Genomic DNA, 19,591 nt, shown 5'->3' on the forward strand with positions numbered 1-19,591 from the left:
GAGATCTACATTATTATGAGAAAATCATATCGGGTAAAAAAGGAAAGTGAGTTTCAACGGGTATTTGAAACTCATAATTCTGTTGCCAACCATAAATTTGTCATCTATCAAATGGCAAAACCAGGTCAAAAGCATTTTCGAGTTGGTATTTCCGTAGGGAAAAGGATTGGAAATGCAGTTCACCGAAACTGGGTTAAACGTCGGATTCGCCAAACACTTCTTGAAGTAAAACCTTATCTACGGCAAGACGTGGATTTCTTAGTAATTGCTCGTCCAGCTGCAGATGGACTGGAAATGGCGGAAACAAAGAAAAACCTTGTCCATGCTCTTAAAAGGGCACATCTATTAGAAGAGAAAAGTGAGGATCGTTAATCAATGAAAAAGGTAAAGCGTGTCCTAAGTCTTGCTGCAATTGGAAGTTTGACGCTTTTTCTTGCAGCTTGCTCAAATAAGCCAGTTACAAGTCATAGTACTGGCTTGTGGGATCACTACATAGTTTATAACTTCTCTCGGTTTATCATTTGGCTATCAAATAATTGTGGTGGCTATGGTATGGGGATCATTATTTTTACTATCATTATTCGGGTCCTCCTCTTGCCATTGATGTTCTACCAGACGAAGTCAATGCTGAAAACTCAGGAGTTAGCTCCTAAGCTGAAGGCAATCCAAAAGAAGTACTCATCACGGGATCGTGAATCCATGGTGAAGATGCAGGAAGAAACCAGTAAGCTTTATAAGGAAGCGGGAATTAATCCTTGGGCTTCGATGTTACCAATGATTATCCAATTACCAATCATGTGGGCTCTTTATCAAGCTATTTGGCGGACACCAGAATTACGGCATGGGACATTTCTGTGGCTTCAATTAGGACACACAGATCCATACTATATTTTGCCAATTCTGGCGGCCCTATTTACTTTCTTAAGTTCATGGTTATCAATGGCCTCAATGCCTGAGCGAAATGCAATGACTTCCGCAATGACATGGTTTATGCCAATTATGGTATTCTTCATGGCATTAGGATTCTCTTCCGCGATTACTTTGTATTGGGTAGTTTCAAACGCCTTCCAGGTAGTTCAAACTCTCTTGTTGCAAAATCCATTTAAGATTCGCCGTGAACGAGAAGCGAAGGAGAAACAAGAAAAGGCAAAAAAGCGCAAACTTGAAAAAGCAAAACGCCGTGCATACAGCAGTCGTCGGAAGTAGTATTTTCCACGATTAGACTTAATTTAAGTTTAGAAAACATTAACGAAAGAGGGAGCGTGACAGAAGTCATTTATGACTTCGTTTTCACGCCCCCGCGAGCGCAAATAGGGTTCCAGAGTTCGGTTATACCGGACACTGGAACCCATTTGCGTACCGCGCTGTTCGTATTTGAACTTGGTAAAAGTACTTATGTCTCAGTCATTTTCTTTTTAGAGTAGATTTGTCGCGACTTATAGTTCTGTTGTAAAATAAAACGAGTATTTATTTTTGGGAGATGAAATTGAATGGGACGTTATACAGGAGAAACTGTTGAGGAAGCAGTTGCCTCTGCTAGTAAGAAACTTGGGGTAGCAGTAGATCAGTTAGAAGTAAAAACTATCCAACAACCGCGTCATGGTTTCTTAGGAATTGGTCGTCGAGAAGCGATCATTGAAGTATCTATAAAAAAGGCCCAAAAGAAAGATAACGATAAAGAAAATCACGGTCACCAAAAAGCAAAGCAGCAAATTAAGGCTCAGCAGCAATCAAAAATTCATCATAAATCAACATCAGACCGTGAAGTTGATCCTGCTGAAATGAAACGCCGCCACGAAGAAAACGTTAAGCGGGTGGAAAAAGTTAGTCAGGAGCTTGCGGATTACTTAAAGAACGTCTTTGCAAACTTGGGGATTGAAGTTAAACCAGTTGTGAGCGACGTTCGTTCTCATGAGGTAAAAATTGATTTGCAAAGTGAGCAGTCTGGGCGCATTATTGGTCATCATGGTCGGCGGATTAATGCAATGGAACAGTTAAGTAACGCCTTTATGAATTATCATGGTGCGGAGAAGACAATGGTGATTTTAGATACAGCGAATTACCGACAACGACGTGAAGAATCATTGCGCCAGCTGGCAGAACGTTCTGTAATGGAAGTTGTTTCAACTGGTCAGGCAGTCTTTTTGGATCCAATGCCTGCTTGAGAACGAAAACAGCTCCATCAAGAACTGCAGGAAAATGATCATGTTAAGACTTATTCTCATGGACGCGAGCCATACCGGAGCGTTGTAATTGCACCGAAAAACTAGGCTGCTTGCAGGCTTATCAAAGGGTGAAATTTCTTATTTGACATTTTAACGTGATGAAATTAAAATAATTGCGGTTATACAATTTAAGATACTTGTTAAAGTAGTGAAAGTGCTTTGACCATGTGATTACCAAGCTTATTGGTGGATGACGTGGGGGCACTTTTTTTATTAGAAAGGAGTCTGGACGGTGGCCAATACTGATAATGATACAATCGCGGCAATTTCGACCCCAGTTGGTGAAGGAGGAATCTCGATTATTCGAATTAGCGGTGATGATGCAATCCCTGTTGCACAGAAAATTTATCGGGGTAAGGATCTGAGTAAGGTACAGACTAATACTATTAACTACGGACACGTTATTGATCCCGATAGTGATGAAGAAGTTGATGAAGTAATGGTTTCGGTAATGCGGGCCCCTCATACCTACACTTGTGAAGATGTAGTTGAAATTAATTGCCATGGTGGGCTGCTTGCAACGAACCGGATCCTTCAGTTGGTATTGAGCTATGGTGCACGAATGGCCGAACCAGGTGAATTTACTAAGCGGGCATTCTTAAATGGACGGCTTGACCTATCGCAGTCAGAAGCCGTTATGGATTTAATTCGGGCCAAAACAGATAAATCAATGAAGGTTGCCTTGAATCAGCTTGATGGGAATCTTTCCCACTTAATTCGAAAGTTACGGAAAGATATTCTGGATGTTTTAGCTCAGGTAGAAGTTAATATTGATTACCCTGAATATGATGCCGTTGAAGAAATGACAACGAAAATGCTGAAAGAGAAGGCTACGGAAATTCGTCAACGGATTGAAGGGTTGCTGAAAACGGCAAAGCAGGGAAAGGTTCTTCGTGAAGGACTTGCTACTGCGATTATTGGACGACCAAATGTTGGTAAGTCTAGTTTGCTAAATTCACTATTGCACGAAGATAAGGCGATTGTTACTAACGTTGCTGGAACTACTCGTGATGTAATTGAAGAATACGTTAACGTTGATGGGGTACCGCTGAAGTTAATTGATACTGCTGGAATTCGGGATACTAATGATCAGGTTGAGAAGATCGGGGTTGAACGAAGCCGAAAAGCCCTGGACGCTGCGGATTTAATCTTACTGCTAATTGATAATTCGACAGAGTTAACCGCTGAGGATCGGGAACTTTTGGAAGCAACTAAGGATAAGCAACGGATTGTAATTCTAAATAAAACCGATTTGCCGAATAAGGTTGATCGAAATGAATTGCAGAAGTTAGTTGGAAGCGATAAGCTGATTGAAACATCAATCGTTAAGAACGAGGGAATGAGTCAGCTAGGTGAGACCATTAGCAAGATGTTCTTTGAAGAAGGAATTGAAAATAATCAAAACAGTGTAATGGTAACGAACGCTCGTCACATTGGGCTATTACACCAAGTAGATGATGCTCTTGGCGATGTGCTGAAAGGGATTGCTGCGGGGATGCCCGTTGATTTAGTCCAGATTGACATGACGCGTTGCTGGGACTTGCTTGGTGAGATTACTGGCGATAGCTACCAAGATGAACTACTAGATCAACTCTTTAGTCAATTCTGTTTAGGAAAGTAGGAGGAAGAAAATGCAAACAAGCGAAGCAATTCAGTACGATAGCGACAACTATGATGTAATTGTCGTTGGTGCTGGTCACGCGGGAAGTGAGGCTGCCCTTGCTGCTGCGCGCATGGGGAATAAAACCCTTTTAGTCACTATTAATCTTGACATGGTCGCATTTATGCCATGTAACCCTTCCGTGGGGGGACCAGCTAAGGGAATCGTGGTCCGAGAAATTGATGCTCTTGGTGGCGAAATGGGACATAACATTGATAAGACATATGTTCAAATGCGAATGCTTAACACCGGGAAGGGACCTGCCGTGCGAGCATTACGGGCACAAGCTGACAAGCACGCTTACCACCGTTCAATGAAGGAAACAATTGAGAAGCAACCAAACCTAGATCTTCGACAAGCAACTGTTGATCAATTAATTGTTGAGGATGGCGTTTGTAAAGGAGTAATTACTAACACTGGTGCTCGTTACCACGCTAAGACAGTTGTTCTAACCGTGGGAACAGCAGCACGAGGAAAGATTATCATCGGTGAACTCCAGTACGAATCAGGACCAAATAATTCTAAGTCAGCAGTAAAACTTTCTGAAAACCTGGAATCATTAGGTCTTGATCTTGAGCGATTTAAGACCGGGACACCGCCACGGATTAACGGAAATACGATTCACTATGACGAAACTGAGGAACAACCTGGTGATAAGACAGTTCATCACTTCAGTTTTGATACACCAGATGATCACTACCTACCATTAAGTGAGCAAATTTCTTGCTGGTTGACATATACTAATCCAGGCACGCATAAATTAATTCGGGATAATCTTGATCGGGCCCCAATGTTCTCTGGGGTAATTAAAGGTGTTGGTCCACGGTATTGTCCATCAATTGAAGATAAGATTGTTCGGTTTGCGGATAAGAGTCGTCACCAAATCTTTCTTGAACCAGAAGGCCGGGATACTGATGAATGGTATGTTGACGGATTATCAACTTCCATGCCAGAAGAAATTCAACAAAAGATTTTGCATTCTGTGAAGGGACTTGAAGATGCTCAATTAATGCGTCCTGGATACGCAATTGAATATGATGTCGTTGCCCCATACCAACTTCATCCAACCCTAGAAACAAAGCTGGTTAAGAACCTTTATACAGCTGGACAAACTAACGGAACTTCAGGTTATGAAGAAGCTGCTGGTCAGGGGCTGATTGCCGGAATCAATGCTGGATTACGAGCTCTTGGCAAAAAACCATTTATCCTTAAGCGGTCAGATGCTTACATTGGGGTAATGATTGATGACCTAGTAACTAAGGGGACTAAGGAACCATATCGGCTATTAACTAGTCGGGCGGAATATCGCTTAATTCTTCGTCATGATAATGCCGACTTCCGGTTGATGGGAAAAGGCCACGAAATTGGCTTAGTAAGTGATGAACGCTACGCTAAGATGCAAAAGAAGGAAGAGCAGGTTCAAAATGAAATTGCTCGGTTAAAGAATGAAAAGCTTAAGCCAAATAACGATGAAGTTAACCAATTTATTGAAGCACACGGTGATAATCGGTTGAAGGATGCGATTACAGCGGCTGACTTTATTAAACGTCCATATGTTGATTATGAAACGTTAATGAAGTTTATCCCGGCTCCAGCTGAAAAGCTCGATCGTCATGTAATTGAACAAGTAGAAATTCAATTAAAGTATGCCGGTTATATTAAGAAGGAAGAAGAAAAGGTTGCCCGGTTAAAGCGAATGGAAGCAAAGCGGATTCCTGCCAATATTGATTATGAAAAGATCGATGGCTTGGCAACTGAGGGACGGCAAAAGCTTGAGAAAATTCGCCCAGAAACGCTCGCTCAAGCTTCACGAATTAGTGGGGTCAATCCTGCCGACTTAGCGATTTTAAGTGTTTATATTCGGAAATAAGATTATTTCCCGGGAAATTAAATTACAGAAAATGAAGTGAGACGAAGTTAAAGTTAAATTTGACTTACGCCTCACTTTATTCCATTTACAAACATTCTGAGAATCGCTATACTGAAGATTGATTTAAAAAGCAAACGAGGCAAGTAGAGATGAGTGAAAAAGTTAATCAGACCCGTCAGGATTTTCAACCAATCCTTTTAGGGACAGATTTTAATTGTTACGGAATGGCACGGTCATTCTATCAACAATATGGTATTAAGAGTATTGCCTATGGGGTAATGCATATGGCGCCAACCCGCTATACCAAGTTAGTGGATGTTCATGTTATTGAAGGGTTCAATGAAGATCCGGTCTTCATTGAAACAATGCGTAAAATTGCAGTTAACCTTGATCCGAAGAAGAAATACCTGCTTCTTTCTTGTGGGGATGGTTATACTGAATTAATTGCTAAACACTTGGATGAATTAAAGGAACACTTTATTTGTCCGTATGTTGATGCAGACTTGTTTAATAAGCTGGGGACGAAGGAAACGTTCTATGAAGCGGCTGAAAAGTACGGTTTACCATACCCCAAGACGAAGATTATTACTAAAGAAGAAGTTGAATCTGGTAAGGCGATTGAATTACCATTTGATTTTCCAATTGCCCTAAAGCCTTCTGATAGTGTGGAATGGCTTGACGTTCAGTTCGAGGGACGGAAGAAAGCCTATGTTTTAGATAGTCGTGAGCAGTTTGATGAACTGATGCCTAAGATTTACAAGGCTGGTTATACCGGGAAGATGATTGCGCAGGACTTTATCCCTGGTGATGACTCTAACATGCGGACTGTCAATGCCTACGTTGATTCTAACCATAATGTTCGGATGATTAGTCTTGCACACCCGTTATTAGAAGATCCATCGCCAGTTGCGGTTGGTAACTACATGGTAATCTTGCCAGAAAAAGACATGGCAATTTACAAGACGATTCAAAAGTTCTTGGAAGAAGTAAAGTACGTTGGTTTTGCTGATTTTGATATGAAATACGATCGGCGGGATAAGCAATTTAAGATTTTTGAAATCAATCTTCGCCAAGGCCGGAGTAGTTACTACTGTACTTTAAATGGCTATAATCTGGCTAAGTATGTGGTTGATGATGTAATTGATCATAAGCCGTTCACTGGTACCGATTATGCTGAAGGAAACAAGTTATGGTTGAATGCACCGAAGAAAGTTTTCTATCAGTATGCTAAAGAAAACGAGTATAAGGAAAAGGCCAAGAAGTTACTGGAGGCAGGACAGTGGGGAACGACTGCCTTTGACAAGAATGATAGTTTAAAACAACGTTTGTTAATGCATTATTCTTTCTGGCTAATTAATAAAAATTATCAAAAATACTTTGTCCAACGTTAAGCAAAGGAGTATTTAATATGTGTGGAATTGTAGCATTCGTTGATAACGAAGATCCAAAGGTTAAAGATAGCCTAATTCGTAAAATGAAGAACCGGATTATTCACCGGGGACCCGACTCAGAGGGCCAATACGTAGATGAAAATGTTGCCCTTGGATTTCGGCGGTTAAGTTTTATTGACGTTAAGAGTGGTAATCAACCAATCTTTAACGAAGACAATAGTATGGCTATTGAGTTTAATGGTGAAATTTATAACTTTAAGGAATTACGGGAAGAATTAATCGACTTAGGTCACACTTTTAAAACCCATGCCGATACCGAAGTAATTTTGCATGGTTATGAACAATGGGGTGACGATGTCCTAAAACGTCTTCGGGGAATGTTTGCCTTCGTAATTTGGGACTTTAAAAACAAGGATATGTTTGGTGCCCGGGATCATTTTGGGATTAAGCCACTCTACTACGGGAAGATGAACGGGACTTTCTTTGTTGGGTCTGAAATTAAGGCATTTATTGATCACCCGCACTTTGACAAGGAGCTAAATAAGAACGCCTTAAAACCTTACATGACGTTCCAGTATTCAGCAACTCAGGAAACATTCTTCAAGGGAATTTACAAGTTGCCAGAAGGACACTGCTTCCACTATCAAGATGGCCAATTCAATATGAAGGAATACTGGGATGCTGATTTTGATCCTAAAGATGAAGGCTTCGATAAGGCAGTCGATAACATTGAAGATATCGTAACGGATTCGGTTAAGGCCCACTCATTTGCTGATAAGGGGATCAAGGTTGGTTCATTCCTTTCGGCAGGGGTTGATTCTAGTTACGTGACTGCAATGATGCGGCCAGATAATACATTCTCAATTGGGTTTGATAGTACCTACGATGAAACTAAGCAAGCGCGGGAATTAGCTGCTAAGCTTAACTTAAAGAATACCGATGCTAAGCTGACAAACGAGGAAGCTTTCCATACATTCCCATTAATTCAGTACTACCTGGATGAACCTGATTCAAATCCATCAGTTATTCCGTTGTACTTCTTAACTCGCCTTGCCAAGGAAAATGGCTACAAGGCGATGCTTTCTGGTGAAGGGGCTGATGAATTATTCGCGGGTTACATCGATTACGGATTTAACTCTAATTCAATGCTGATTCGGTGGTTTACTGACAAGCTTCGTGAATTGCCTCAAGAAAAGCGGTACAAGATTGCTAAGTGGCTTGATGGCAAGCACTTCCACGGTCAATTACACATGTTCCGGGCATTAGCTCCAGTTCGTGAATCCAAGTTTATCGGTCAAGCCTACATTTTCTCGCCAGAAGAAGCAGCTGATGTTCTTCAAGAGAAGTATAATTGCGGACCAACGATTGATGACATCATCGATCCAATTCTAAAGAATGTTGAAGACAAGGATATTGATGAAGTTGCCAAGAAACAATACCTTGATATTCACAAGTTTATGCCTGGTGACATTTGTTTGAAGGCGGATAAGATGAGTATGGCTAACTCACTCGAACTTCGGGTACCGTTACTGGATCGTGAAGTAATGCGGGTTGCTGGTCATACACCAACCAAGTACCTCTTCAACCGTCACGGAACCAAGTGGGCCTTCCGGATGGCCGCTAACCGTCACCTTCCAGAAGAATGGGCAACGCGGCCAAAGATGGGCTTCCCAGTTCCGGTTCGGGCATGGTTACGAGAAAAGAAGTACTACGAAGAAGTTCGTGAACTCTTTGAACAAGACTTTGTTAAGGAATTCTTTGATCAAGATAAGATTTTGAAGTTGCTTGATGATAACTTTAACGACAAGATTGATGGTCGACGGAAGATCTGGACTATTTACACCTTCTTGGTATGGTACAAGCAATACTTTATCGACGACTTTATCCCTGAAGAAGTTAAGAAACTTGACGAGGTGGCTGAATAAATGCTCACACTAAAGGAAATCACTGATTTACTCAAAGAAAATGGTCTTTATAAGGAAATCATTATTGACGGTGACTGGTATTATACCGTGCCAGAAAAAGCGGCTCGCGCTGAAGTTACCGACCTATCCTATGACTCGCGGAAAGTCAGTGATGGCACCCTGTTTTTCTGTAAGGGGTTAAAGTTTAATCCTGAATATTTGGCAAGTGCCATTAAGGAAGGGGCAACTGTAGCGATCTCAGAGCTTGTTTATACTGACAAGTTAGATCAAGAAGCGCAATCAACGCCACAAATTATTGTTACTGATGTTCAGAAGGCGATGGCAGTGGTTGCTCGTCATTTCTATGGTTGTCCTGATGAAAAACTTGAATTAATCGGCTTCACGGGGACTAAGGGGAAGACCACTTCGGTTTACTTTACTCGTCATATTTTGGCTCACGAGTTTGGTCCGGTAGTGGGACAATTCTCATCGATTGATGAATGTGTAGATGGTAAAAACTTTATTGAAGCTCACCTAACCACGCCAGAATCATTGGATCTTTTTCGAATGATGAAAGAAGCTGTTGATAACGGGATGAAGTACTTGGCAATGGAAGTTTCTAGCCAAGCATATAAGAAGTCCCGGGTTTATGGCCTTCACTTTAATATCGGGGTTTTCTTGAATATTTCTCCAGATCACATTAGTCCTGTGGAACACCCAACCTTTGACGATTATTTGTGGTGCAAGAGTCAGATTATCGTGAATAGTGATACCGTGATTTTGAATCGGGATATGGACTATTACGAATTACTAGCTCAAAAAGCCCATGAATTAGGGAAAAAGTTGATTACATTCGGTAGTGACGAAAGCGATGCAGACTATCGTTATCATGGCAAGGACCATGGTTACTTTGACGTATCAACGCATAATGATAACTTGCCTGAAGTTACTGGTGAATTCCGCGTCATGATTCCGGGACACTTTAACTACAGTAACGCGTTAGCCGCAATTACGGTGAGTGCGCAACTTAAGGATGATACTAGTGATTTTGCTCAGGGATTGAAGGAAACTAAGGTCCCAGGTCGAATGGAATTTTTGAAGAATGATGCCGGAATGGTTGCCTGTGTTGATTACGCTCATAATTACTTGAGTTTATCCGAAAGCTTTAAGTTTATGAAGCATGAGTATCCTAATGGCCGGTTGATCGTTGTGATCGGTGCTGCTGGTGGTAAAGCAGAATCACGCCGAAAAGATATTGGTCGGGCACTTTCTGAATATGCTGATGTTGCAATTTTAACGAGCGAAGATAACTTCTTTGAAGATCCGCATCACATTGATGAAGCGATCAAGGAGCATATTACTAACCCAAACGTTAAGGTAATTATTAATGTTGATCGGGTGGCAGCAATTAAGCAGGCATTTGAGATGGCCAAACCTGGCGATGCAATGTTTATGGCTGCTAAGGGTCGAGAACAATTCATGCACGAAAAGGGACGAGATATTCCTTATGTTGGCGATTATCAATTGTCACAAAAGCTAATGAAAGAGTATGATAAATAGTTGAGTATGATAATTACTTTTATGGTAAACTTTTCTTAGCTTGATAATGATTTTGAAATCGAGGGATAATAGGTAATGAAAGCATTTCGTCAAACGATGAGCTGGGTAATCCCAATTGTGATTGGGTTGTTAATCGCCTTGCTGATCAAACAATTCTTATTCCAAATTGTGCGGGTTGATGGGCCGTCAATGTTGCCTAACTTACAAAATAATGAACGGGTTTTCTGTTTAAAAACCGCAAAGATCCATCGTGGGAGTGTCATTGTCTTTGATGCTAACGGAGTAGATCCGCAAGTAGCTACCAAGACAGACTATGTTAAGCGAGTAATTGGTGTTCCTGGTGATACTGTTCGTTCCGCAAATGGTAATATTTATGTTAACGGACGAAAAGTTAACCAAAATTACATTAACAATACCCAACGGACTTCTGGGACCGGTAATTGGACACTAAAGAGTATCTCAGTTCAAAATAACTGGCTACGAGATAGTGGTGCAACAAAGGTGCCAAAAGGTCAATATTTTGTTCTTGGTGATCACCGGAGCGTTTCTAATGATGGTCGTTATTGGGGATTCGTACCAAAGAGCAAGATCGATGGTGTTGTTAAGGTGCCTTCTTGGACTGGAACTGCCACAACTCGGTATAACGTCAACCAGGAGTGGAAGCATTACTGGGCAAATTAAAGCGCAGTACCAACCTAGTTGAATTAGAAAAAGTAAAAATTCATAAACTGTTCTAAAGATTCTGGTGAAAGACTAGTATTTTTAGGACAGTTTTTTTATCCTAATTGAAGTAAGAAAAGGGGATCGAACTAGCTTGTTTAGTTCTACCTACTATCTTTGAAATATTAAAGAGGGCGAGTTAATTCCTAGCTTTGCCTAATAGGAGAATAACAATGCGTTCAAAAAAATTATCAACAATTCTATTAACATCGACGTTAACAATGGCCTTAGCAGCGACTCCTGTTTCCCAGGTTATTGTTCATGCGGATGGCCAGGTAGCAACAAGAACCAGTTCTACTTCTTCTACCCAAACGCATACATTGAATAAGTCATATGTTGTTTATGGTGCGGGGGCTGCGGATAAGGATGAGCTGAGTAATATTCTGGGTGTTAACAATGATTTCACAACGCTTACAGCTACCGCTAGCGATTACCAAAAGTATATTAACGCTAACGATTCGACAACTAACGCAGCAATGGTTAGTTCAGTATCAATTGTGCCAACCGATCCTGGATCTGGAGTAAAAGTGAACGTTAAGAAATTTAATGGTCAGAGTAATATTACCAAGGTGACCGCTCAGCAATATGCGATGGTAGCGCAAATGGCCGGAGTAACGGATGTGACAATTACAGTCTCGGCTAATCGTCCGGTATCTGGAGAATCAGCACTTACGGGAGTATACAAGGCGCTGAGTGAGGATGGAATTAACTTAAACAATCAAAATACCCAATCAGCCAACCAGATGTTAAGTGCCACTAATGATGCAATTGATGCCAACAAGAACGATAGTAGTTATCCGGGAAAGTTAATGGCTGCGGTTGGTGACACAACTAAACAAATTAATAAGCAAAAGCGGCAAGGGGAGCAGCCAACCCAGGTTCAAATTGAAAATATCCTAAATCAAAACCTAAAGAAGCAAAATATTTACAACGAAACCAAGAACCACACAACCACGATTATTAATGCGTTGGTCCAATTCAATAATGCACCAATCAGTTCAAGCAAGGATTATAGTTCTCACGTTACTGATACGATCAACAATGTTAAGAATTCCACGGGCGATATGATGAATAAAGCAAAGCAGTTCTTAAATTCAAAGGATGGTAAAGCTGCCCAGCAACAGGCTCAATCTTGGTGGGAACGCTTTGTGAACTGGATTCAAGGATTTTTCAACTAAAGGATTGACGAACAGGAACGGCTTCTGTATATTAATAACCGGTAGTTAACGGTTAAAAACACAATGAGTAGGAGAGTAACCTTTTACTGGTCAGTATTAGCGACCCTGAATGAGTGCAAGCGGGGATGACTGGTTTTAGGTGAAGGTAACCTATGAGTGGTCAGGGCGACGAAGTGAAGTCCTGATCGGGAGCGCCCGTTACAGCGTCAGCGTATTTATGTACGGAATGAGACATTATTAGTGATAATAATTGTAAATTAAAGGTGGTAACACGCTCTGGCGTCCTTTAAGCATTAATGCTTAAAGGACGCTTTTTTCAATCGTTAATGATTAAGAGTGATTTATTTTGGGGGAAATAAAAAATGACAGAAACGAAGATCACGGGGCGGCAAACAATCGTCATTGCGTCCTTAATTTTTGGTGTTTTATTCGGTGCGGGAAACTTAATCTTTCCGGTCCATTTAGGTCAATTAGCGGGGGCTCACTGGTTAGGTGCGAGTAGTGGCTTCCTAATTTCTGGTGTTTTGTTACCGTTAATGGCGTTATTAGCGATTAGCATCACCCGCTCTAACGGTATCTATGACCTGGCACGACCTAATGGGCACTACTATGCGCTAATCTTTCTTATCCTAGTTCAGGCAACTCTAGGGCCGCTATTTGCGATGCCCCGGACTGCTACCGTTCCGTATACAATTGGTTTTGCTTCCCACATTTCTGCAAGTGGTAATGTTGTTGGATTATTGATTTATACGGGAATCTTTTTTGCAATTGTTTTTGGCTTGACCGTTACTGAGGCTAAAATTACGGATTTGATTGGGAAAATTCTTAACCCAGTTTTCTTAGTTCTTTTGTTTATTATCTTCTTCCTTGCTTTTATCAGCCCGATGGGAAACACCCAGACGACACCGGTTATGGCAGAATATGCGAATCATGCATTCGCAAGCGGCTTTCTCCAAGGATATAACACAATGGATATTTTAGGATGCCTTGCATTTGGGGTTGCAATAATTAGTGCAATTAAGGAATTAGGGATTACGGATACGAAGAAAATTTCATGGATCACGGCCAAGAGCGGGACAATTGGGATTATGGGAATTGCCGTAATCTACATTTGTCTAATTTGGCTTGGGGCAACCAGTCTTCATCAGTTTAAAGTTGCGGATAACGGGGGAACGACACTAGCGCAGGTTGCCCACTACTATATGGGCTTTATCGGGGATGCACTTTTGGCGACCCTGACCTCCGTAACGTGTCTAACAACGGCAATGGGACTCGCAGCTGCCTTTTCGGAGGACCTTCACCGATTATTTCCGCGGATTTCATACAGGGTGTTCTTGCTGTTTAATTGCCTTTTCTCATTTCTAGTAGCTAACTTAGGGCTAGATAATATTATTGCCTGGTCTGCTCCGGTATTGGTATTCCTTTATCCCTTGGCGATTACGTTAACGATTTTGGGAATAACGTCACCGCTATTTAAGACTGACCCAATTGTTTATCGAGTCACGACGGGGTTAACTTTTATTCCAGCTGTTTTTGATTTGGTAAATAATTTACCAATGGGATTGAAAAAGACACCAATCGCTCAAACAATGATTTCATTTGCTCACCAATATTTTCCGCTATTTTCGCTGGGCTTCTCGTGGATTCCGTTTGCTGTTGCTGGATTTATTATTGGGATTGGAATTCGTTTAGTTCGAAAGCGACAGGGAAAATTGGAGAGCTAAAATAAATGAATCTTTAGCCGAATTTAGTTATACTAGGTTCAACTAAAAGAAGTAAGGAGTAGATGAACAATGGAAATCACAATTAATGGTGAACCGCGACAACTAGTTGGTAATCCCCCAGAAGTTGGTGATGAGTTTCCACACTTTAAGGTTTTTGATAAGAACCATGACAAGATCAAGACTCGGCAATTACTTGGGAAGGTAACGTTATTAAGTGTTGTTCCTAACATCAATACTCCAGTATGTAGTATTCAAACAAAGAAGTTTAACTCAACAATGGATCAATTCCCGGATGTTAACTTCCTAACGATCTCAACTAATACCATTGAAGAACAACAAAAGTGGTGTGCGGCTGAGGGTGTACAAAATATGCAGCTGGTATCTGACAGGGAGGAATCCTTTGGTTACGAATCTAAGTTGCTGATCCCGGATGAAGGGGTCCTGGCTCGTTCCGTTTGGATCCTGGATAAGGATGGCAAAGTAGCATACCGTCAAATCGTTAAAGAATTGACTGATGAACCCGACTATGATCAAGCATTAGCTGAATTGAAGAAGTTATTATAAAAGAATAAGGTCTCCTGATAAACTTTTATCAGGGGACCTTTAAGTATTCCTTATATGACTTTAATGATAATGCCGACAATTATGAAAAGAATTTCACTAACTGAGATTAATTGAAGGCTAATCAGAATGTTAAAGAGTGTTGTCATTTTATTGGGATGTTGAACGAAAACTTTAATTCGTTGATAAACGATGGGGGGGGTAACGAGACTTAACAGGGTTAGTGCTGGTAAGTAATGAAGGACAACCCCAACGACAATCATAATATAACTAAGAACGTAGCAGTCGATTAGAACATTCATGGCTGTAGAACGACCGATGTAGTAGACAAGGGTATGTTTGCTGATTTGAATATTTTCATCCTTGGTCATAAATAGTATTTCCAAGCATGACATTACTAATTACAAGGATTGCTAGCAGAGTAACAATAAGGTCCTTCAGCTAGAAGAAGGGATCGAATTGGAAACTGTTATAAATTTAAATCCCAATTACTGCTGAAATGAGAACAAGACTGCCAATATAATTAATCGGGTCCAAGAAAGACTAATTTTAAATTTGGCAATAATATTATTCTCCGAAACTGAGCTACTGTCATAGAACCTCCTGTAATCGGTGTATTGGTTATGATCGTTAACGGCAAGGTAGAAACAGATGGCCGCAATAAAGAGGGGAACAGCATCGCCAGTATTAAAGTGATCATAATAAAAATAGGTAAAGGCACAACCTAATAAGTAAGATAGTGCCGAAATGACAGTCGTTTGTGCTTGAACAAGAGCATTGAATCGCTGTAGGTGGGTTGGAATATCCATAAATTTAACTTTCCCCTTTCTGATATTTATTAATTAAAGACTATTTGAGCGTATTCCGTTCAATACTTGATAAAATAATGCATAAGAAAAACTCCAAACTAGTGATTAGCTAATTTGGAGAATAAAGCAAAGGGTAAGCAAAATTAGAATATCAAACTACTAAGACATGATTTCGCCTTTATATAGTAAAAAAGTCTAGAGAAACGGTGAGTTATCGTAATTCTAGACTTTTATTTAATGGATTCATAGTGGCCATTTAGAACTTTTCATTGTCTTTGCGCCACTTGAAAATCGGTGTTCCCAGATTTTCTCCTGCTAGAACGCGGCCATATAGGTTCTTAATATTTTCATCGGTTGGTTCATAAATCATTTGATTATGCTCAGGAATAGCTAGCTGATGATTCTCTAACATTAATAAAAATTCCCTGTAACATTGCTGAATTAATTTTTGATCACCAATAAATGCGCCAAGTACTGTAAGCTCTTTAACGAAAACCTTACCATAGTCTATCATTTGTGAGCTTTGAGTACCAGAACACCAGACTGCCTTACCAAATGGACGCGCATAATCAAGGCTTGCATTAATGCCTGCTAAACTTCCGGAGCAGTCAAGTGCAACGTCGACTCCATGGTCATCTAAGTTTATAAGTAATTCTCGAATTGCTTGATCATCTGGGGCAAAAGCATAGTCAGCACCATGACTAAGCGCAAATTGTCGATTTTCTTTTCGAGGGTCAATTGCAATAATTGGATAGGCGCCACTTGCTTTTGCTGTTTGAAGGGCTGCCTTGCCAACCACGCCGACTCCAATAATTGCAATTGATTGTCCCAGCTGAAGTTGTGCACGGTGAATAGAATAGATTCCTGTAGCATCTAAATTAAAGAAAACGGCGTCATCTAAATTAACTTTATTGGCTACTTTAAACACATTTCTACTTTTGGTTATGACCCAATTTGCGTGACCACCGAGTCCAGTTTCTGGAGAAGCAATAACCTTATCCCCTAATTTAACATTAGTTACTTTTCCTCCGACTTTAAAAACGTAGCCGGCAACGCTATAACCTGGGATTAATGGGAAGGTTGTTCCTAAAACACTATGCGAACGGTCACTTGCTAGCCATTCTTTTTCGCTACTTTGGCTAATAAGTGAATAATGGTTGGCAATAAGAACCTCATCATCATTTAGAGATGAATCAAATTCTTCTTCATGATAACTTGCCACTTTTGCTTTGGGCCAATAGACGGATTTTCTTAACATATTCGTTACCCCCTAAGTTAGTAATATTTACACTTATTATTTTCTATTTCCCTTATTTGGAAGTAAACTAGCACTTTGTCATGTTACACTATAACAAAGAGTTATAGTGGGATATAAATGGACCATAATCAATTAAAGTGTTTTCTAGTTACTGCAAAGGATAGAAGCTTCACTAAAGCAAGTAGAGAACTGTTTATTAGTCAACCAGCTATTAGTAAGACCATCAAAAATTTAGAAGAGCAATTGGGATATAAGTTATTTATTCGTAATTATCACCAACTGATCCTAACGCCCGAAGCGGAACAACTTATTCCTATTGCTAAAAATATATTAAAAGAAATGTCGGCAGCCTACCTCCTACATGTACATGCAAAACGAGGTATTAACCAATTCAATCTAGCTTTTCCTAACATTAACATCATAATTAATTCTTACAGACAAGAAAATTCAATGCTAGATGCATTAAAGAACCATCAAATTGATATTGGTAATATTCTCCAACAAGACGCAATGAACTTTAACTGGGTCCCACAAGAAAAGTTAAACTTTAATGTTTATGTATCTAGTAACACTCGTAACAAAAATGAAAATACAATTAGTCCAGAAGATCTAATTGATAAGACATTGCTAGAAGTTAAGTTAACTCCTTCAAATCCTTTTTCGATTGCTCGCAAAAAAGTTCAGCGATACCTTCCATATAAGGAAAAACTACTATTCAATGGTGTTCAAGCAGCTTTAATGACTTTAAAAACTATCGATTCGTATATGCTCTTACCATCTTCAACATATTTTCAAGATTCGAAAATAAAAAAATTAAAAATTATTAATTTACCCTCAACAATTAATCAATGCTTTCGAGTAGGACTAGCTTATCCAAAAAATTGTAGCGCAAGTGTTCAAGCCTTTATTAATTACTACCAATTACAATTGTCGGCAGCTGATTAGACTAGTCTGGAATAATAAGGTCAATATAATCGGTCTTAGGTAACCTCTAAGACTCCAATTACGACACATAACTTTCCATAATCAAATTGTTTAAACTCGAAAATCAATTATTTTCCAACCTCTTTAGAATGCTTTAGGTAAAAATTTTAGCCAGTTAAATTATTATTGTTATCATTTTAATAATTTCTCAACTTAAGGAGACATGTCAAAGATTTTCTGAGCGTCTTTTACTTTATCCTTTTAAGGAGAGAGTATTTGATGTGGAATAATAAGGTTAGTCCCAAACTTATTAGTCATCAGCTTCGACGCTAATCACTTTCTTGTTTTGGGCGTTAACCTTAACTTCAGTTGACTTTTGACCGTTCACAACTTCAACGTCCCATACTGGGGTGCCGTTGTCGTTTTCAAGAGTCCAGGCTTGCCCTTGGCCTTTTTTAGCGGCCTTTTCAGCGATCTTATTGGCTTGCTTCCGACTAATAGCCTTATCTAAATCAAGGTTAGTTTTTTGCTCACCGTTTTCTAACGTCTCTGACTTGGTATTGGTAACTTTACCAGACTTTGCGTCAATATCGGTAGAATATTCTTTTTGATTATCAGTACCTGAAATTTCGTAGACAAACTTATTCCCCTTAGTTTCTAATTGAATCTCATCAACCTTGGTATTTTTAAACTGTTTGTGGAACTTTTTCACGGCATCCTTTTCGTTAAGTTTAATTTTACTGGTTGAGACGGTAGCGGCAGAAACGGTTGGGCTTGCAATGAGAGTGATACCACCTAGAGAACTGGCGGTTAAGACAGTAACTGCTAGCAAATGAGTGAGTTGTTTCTTGAATGATTGTTTTTTCATAATAACCTCCTAGTTAAATGTTATTTTCGATTAACCTAAGAATATCCCATAAAAATGAAGATTATTGTGTGACAACTCTTACTTATTTCTTAAGTTATTTGAAAAGCAAATAAATTTAAAAAGATGCTTGTAATTTAGAGAAAGACTTGATATTATTATTTGTGCTGTGTTATAGTATGACCCGTTAGTCAAGTGGTTAAGACACCAGCCTTTCACGCTGGTATCGTGGGTTCAAATCCCGCACGGGTCACTTTATTGGGCTATAGCCAAGCGGTAAGGCAACGGTTTTTGGTACCGTCATGCGCTGGTTCGAATCCAGCTAGCCCAATACAGCAGACACCTACTAAGTCGTTATGATTTAGCAGGTGTCTTTTTTAATTTCTAAAGATGAATTTGGATAGTAATTATATTAAAATTAAACTAGATGTATTCGTACAATACCCCTTAGGGTTGACACTTTAAATAATAAAAGTGTGAATCCTAGGGGGTGTTTTGCATTGTAAGTTATTCAACTATTGAAAAGCTTAAATTACTTCATGATTATCAGAAATCGGATTATGGTTTAACGGTGTACTCCGATTACCATGGTGTCCGACCAGCAAACATGAGTAAGTGGATTAAGCAATTCCTACTCGCTGGATTGGCGGGATTAATTAGACCTAAGCATAATCAGAAGTACTCATTAGAGACTAAGTTAACTGCTGTAAAAGCTTATCTTTCTGGCAAGTATACTAATCAAGCAATTCTCCAGCAGTATCAAATTAGAAATATTTCTCAACTACATCAATGGGTTATCAGTTACAATAATGACAAACTCTGAGTTAATCAGACAACGAGAAAGCGAGTCAGAAAAATGGGACGAAAAGTAACCTTTGATGAAAAGAGGCAGATTGTCCGATGGACAATTGAACATAACAATAACTATAAAGCGGCTGCAGA

The 19,591-nt window shown here is 39.8% G+C and carries 17 protein-coding genes, 2 tRNA genes and 2 pseudogenes; 17 read left to right on the forward strand and 4 right to left on the reverse strand.

What is annotated here, in order from left to right:
- The first annotated feature begins 15 nt into the window (after positions 1 to 15).
- From rnpA to tpx, 13 genes and pseudogenes are all read left to right on the forward strand, one after another.
- Positions 16 to 372 carry a ribonuclease P protein component gene (gene rnpA / locus HUK49_RS02220; protein ID WP_098044945.1) on the forward strand — a complete coding sequence of 119 codons (357 nt, stop codon included), beginning with the start codon at positions 16 to 18 and terminating at the stop codon, positions 370 to 372.
- A gap of 3 nt (positions 373 to 375) precedes the next feature.
- A complete protein-coding gene (locus HUK49_RS02225) occupies positions 376 to 1,206 on the forward strand; it encodes a YidC/Oxa1 family membrane protein insertase (protein WP_191912484.1) in 831 nt (276 codons plus the stop codon).
- 284 nt (positions 1,207 to 1,490) lie between these two features.
- Positions 1,491 to 2,165, forward strand: coding sequence for a Jag N-terminal domain-containing protein (locus tag HUK49_RS02230; protein WP_235980926.1), 675 nt, complete (start codon positions 1,491 to 1,493; stop codon positions 2,163 to 2,165).
- A gap of 12 nt (positions 2,166 to 2,177) precedes the next feature.
- Positions 2,178 to 2,270, forward strand: a pseudogene (locus tag HUK49_RS11140) (R3H domain-containing nucleic acid-binding protein); the annotation flags it as partial.
- A 187-nt stretch (positions 2,271 to 2,457) separates the two neighbouring features.
- Positions 2,458 to 3,846 carry a tRNA uridine-5-carboxymethylaminomethyl(34) synthesis GTPase MnmE gene (gene mnmE, locus HUK49_RS02235; RefSeq protein ID WP_191912485.1) on the forward strand — a complete coding sequence of 463 codons (1,389 nt, stop codon included), beginning with the start codon at positions 2,458 to 2,460 and terminating at the stop codon, positions 3,844 to 3,846.
- A gap of 10 nt (positions 3,847 to 3,856) precedes the next feature.
- Positions 3,857 to 5,755, forward strand: coding sequence for a tRNA uridine-5-carboxymethylaminomethyl(34) synthesis enzyme MnmG (gene mnmG / locus HUK49_RS02240; RefSeq protein WP_206705590.1), 1,899 nt, complete (start codon positions 3,857 to 3,859; stop codon positions 5,753 to 5,755).
- Positions 5,756 to 5,904: 149 nt separating this feature from the next.
- Positions 5,905 to 7,146: a carboxylate--amine ligase gene (locus HUK49_RS02245; RefSeq protein ID WP_191912486.1), complete on the forward strand. Its 1,242-nt coding sequence runs from the start codon at positions 5,905 to 5,907 to the stop codon at positions 7,144 to 7,146.
- Between the two features lie 17 nt (positions 7,147 to 7,163).
- Positions 7,164 to 9,071, forward strand: a complete 1,908-nt coding sequence (asnB, locus tag HUK49_RS02250) for an asparagine synthase (glutamine-hydrolyzing) (protein WP_191912487.1) — start codon at positions 7,164 to 7,166, stop codon at positions 9,069 to 9,071.
- Positions 9,072 to 10,610, forward strand: a complete 1,539-nt coding sequence (gene murE, locus HUK49_RS02255) for a UDP-N-acetylmuramyl-tripeptide synthetase (protein ID WP_191912488.1) — start codon at positions 9,072 to 9,074, stop codon at positions 10,608 to 10,610. It abuts the gene before it with no gap.
- 75 nt (positions 10,611 to 10,685) lie between these two features.
- Positions 10,686 to 11,291: a signal peptidase I gene (lepB, locus tag HUK49_RS02260; RefSeq protein WP_102168006.1), complete on the forward strand. Its 606-nt coding sequence runs from the start codon at positions 10,686 to 10,688 to the stop codon at positions 11,289 to 11,291.
- Positions 11,292 to 11,503: 212 nt separating this feature from the next.
- On the forward strand, positions 11,504 to 12,508 hold the full coding sequence (locus HUK49_RS02265) for a DUF1002 domain-containing protein (RefSeq protein ID WP_191912489.1): 1,005 nt from the start codon (positions 11,504 to 11,506) through the stop codon (positions 12,506 to 12,508).
- A gap of 362 nt (positions 12,509 to 12,870) precedes the next feature.
- Positions 12,871 to 14,232: a branched-chain amino acid transport system II carrier protein gene (gene brnQ / locus HUK49_RS02270; protein ID WP_191912490.1), complete on the forward strand. Its 1,362-nt coding sequence runs from the start codon at positions 12,871 to 12,873 to the stop codon at positions 14,230 to 14,232.
- Between the two features lie 69 nt (positions 14,233 to 14,301).
- Positions 14,302 to 14,796 (forward strand): thiol peroxidase, encoded by a 495-nt coding sequence (gene tpx / locus HUK49_RS02275; RefSeq protein WP_191912491.1) that lies wholly within the window; start codon positions 14,302 to 14,304, stop codon positions 14,794 to 14,796.
- Between the two features lie 50 nt (positions 14,797 to 14,846).
- Here tpx and HUK49_RS11145 read toward each other — a convergent pair whose 3' ends face one another.
- From HUK49_RS11145 to HUK49_RS02285, 3 genes are all read right to left on the reverse strand, one after another.
- On the reverse strand, positions 14,847 to 15,164 hold the full coding sequence (locus tag HUK49_RS11145; RefSeq protein ID WP_235980928.1) for a UbiA prenyltransferase family protein: 318 nt from the start codon (positions 15,162 to 15,164) through the stop codon (positions 14,847 to 14,849).
- Between the two features lie 117 nt (positions 15,165 to 15,281).
- On the reverse strand, positions 15,282 to 15,602 hold the full coding sequence (locus tag HUK49_RS11150) for a UbiA prenyltransferase family protein (protein ID WP_235980929.1): 321 nt from the start codon (positions 15,600 to 15,602) through the stop codon (positions 15,282 to 15,284).
- A 256-nt stretch (positions 15,603 to 15,858) separates the two neighbouring features.
- Positions 15,859 to 16,860: an MDR/zinc-dependent alcohol dehydrogenase-like family protein gene (locus tag HUK49_RS02285; RefSeq protein WP_191912492.1), complete on the reverse strand. Its 1,002-nt coding sequence runs from the start codon at positions 16,858 to 16,860 to the stop codon at positions 15,859 to 15,861.
- Between the two features lie 117 nt (positions 16,861 to 16,977).
- On the opposite strand from HUK49_RS02285, the gene HUK49_RS02290 reads away from it, so the two are divergent.
- Positions 16,978 to 17,805 carry a LysR family transcriptional regulator gene (locus tag HUK49_RS02290; protein ID WP_191912493.1) on the forward strand — a complete coding sequence of 276 codons (828 nt, stop codon included), beginning with the start codon at positions 16,978 to 16,980 and terminating at the stop codon, positions 17,803 to 17,805.
- Positions 17,806 to 18,094: 289 nt separating this feature from the next.
- Here the strand turns inward: HUK49_RS02290 and HUK49_RS02295 are convergent, their stop codons facing one another.
- On the reverse strand, positions 18,095 to 18,652 hold the full coding sequence (locus HUK49_RS02295) for a PepSY domain-containing protein (protein ID WP_191912494.1): 558 nt from the start codon (positions 18,650 to 18,652) through the stop codon (positions 18,095 to 18,097).
- 178 nt (positions 18,653 to 18,830) lie between these two features.
- Between HUK49_RS02295 and HUK49_RS02300 the strand changes: the two genes are divergently transcribed.
- From HUK49_RS02300 to HUK49_RS02310, 3 genes and pseudogenes are all read left to right on the forward strand, one after another.
- Positions 18,831 to 18,902 (forward strand) — tRNA-Glu (locus tag HUK49_RS02300).
- A 6-nt stretch (positions 18,903 to 18,908) separates the two neighbouring features.
- Positions 18,909 to 18,980: transfer RNA gene (locus tag HUK49_RS02305), tRNA-Gln, on the forward strand.
- A 276-nt stretch (positions 18,981 to 19,256) separates the two neighbouring features.
- Positions 19,257 to 19,591 (forward strand): annotated as a pseudogene (locus tag HUK49_RS02310) (transposase); the annotation flags it as partial.

Origin of the sequence: Limosilactobacillus portuensis (genome assembly GCF_014838735.1) — a bacterium.
Classification (GTDB): domain Bacteria; phylum Bacillota; class Bacilli; order Lactobacillales; family Lactobacillaceae; genus Limosilactobacillus; species Limosilactobacillus portuensis.

Excerpts from the sequence above, each read along its gene's own strand:
- HUK49_RS02230 (WP_235980926.1), top strand. The coding sequence starts at position 1,491 with ATGGGACGTTATACAGGAGAAACTGTTGAGGAAGCAGTTGCCTCTGCT.
- asnB (WP_191912487.1), top strand. The coding sequence starts at position 7,164 with ATGTGTGGAATTGTAGCATTCGTTGATAACGAAGATCCAAAGGTTAAA.
- brnQ (WP_191912490.1), top strand. The coding sequence starts at position 12,871 with ATGACAGAAACGAAGATCACGGGGCGGCAAACAATCGTCATTGCGTCC.
- HUK49_RS02265 (WP_191912489.1), top strand. The coding sequence starts at position 11,504 with ATGCGTTCAAAAAAATTATCAACAATTCTATTAACATCGACGTTAACA.
- HUK49_RS02295 (WP_191912494.1), bottom strand. The coding sequence starts at position 18,652 with ATGAAAAAACAATCATTCAAGAAACAACTCACTCATTTGCTAGCAGTT.
- rnpA (WP_098044945.1), top strand. The coding sequence starts at position 16 with ATGAGAAAATCATATCGGGTAAAAAAGGAAAGTGAGTTTCAACGGGTA.
- HUK49_RS11145 (WP_235980928.1), bottom strand. The coding sequence starts at position 15,164 with ATGACCAAGGATGAAAATATTCAAATCAGCAAACATACCCTTGTCTAC.
- HUK49_RS02285 (WP_191912492.1), bottom strand. The coding sequence starts at position 16,860 with ATGTTAAGAAAATCCGTCTATTGGCCCAAAGCAAAAGTGGCAAGTTAT.
- HUK49_RS02245 (WP_191912486.1), top strand. The coding sequence starts at position 5,905 with ATGAGTGAAAAAGTTAATCAGACCCGTCAGGATTTTCAACCAATCCTT.
- HUK49_RS02225 (WP_191912484.1), top strand. The coding sequence starts at position 376 with ATGAAAAAGGTAAAGCGTGTCCTAAGTCTTGCTGCAATTGGAAGTTTG.
- tpx (WP_191912491.1), top strand. The coding sequence starts at position 14,302 with ATGGAAATCACAATTAATGGTGAACCGCGACAACTAGTTGGTAATCCC.
- mnmG (WP_206705590.1), top strand. The coding sequence starts at position 3,857 with ATGCAAACAAGCGAAGCAATTCAGTACGATAGCGACAACTATGATGTA.
- HUK49_RS02290 (WP_191912493.1), top strand. The coding sequence starts at position 16,978 with ATGGACCATAATCAATTAAAGTGTTTTCTAGTTACTGCAAAGGATAGA.
- murE (WP_191912488.1), top strand. The coding sequence starts at position 9,072 with ATGCTCACACTAAAGGAAATCACTGATTTACTCAAAGAAAATGGTCTT.
- lepB (WP_102168006.1), top strand. The coding sequence starts at position 10,686 with ATGAAAGCATTTCGTCAAACGATGAGCTGGGTAATCCCAATTGTGATT.
- HUK49_RS11150 (WP_235980929.1), bottom strand. The coding sequence starts at position 15,602 with ATGGATATTCCAACCCACCTACAGCGATTCAATGCTCTTGTTCAAGCA.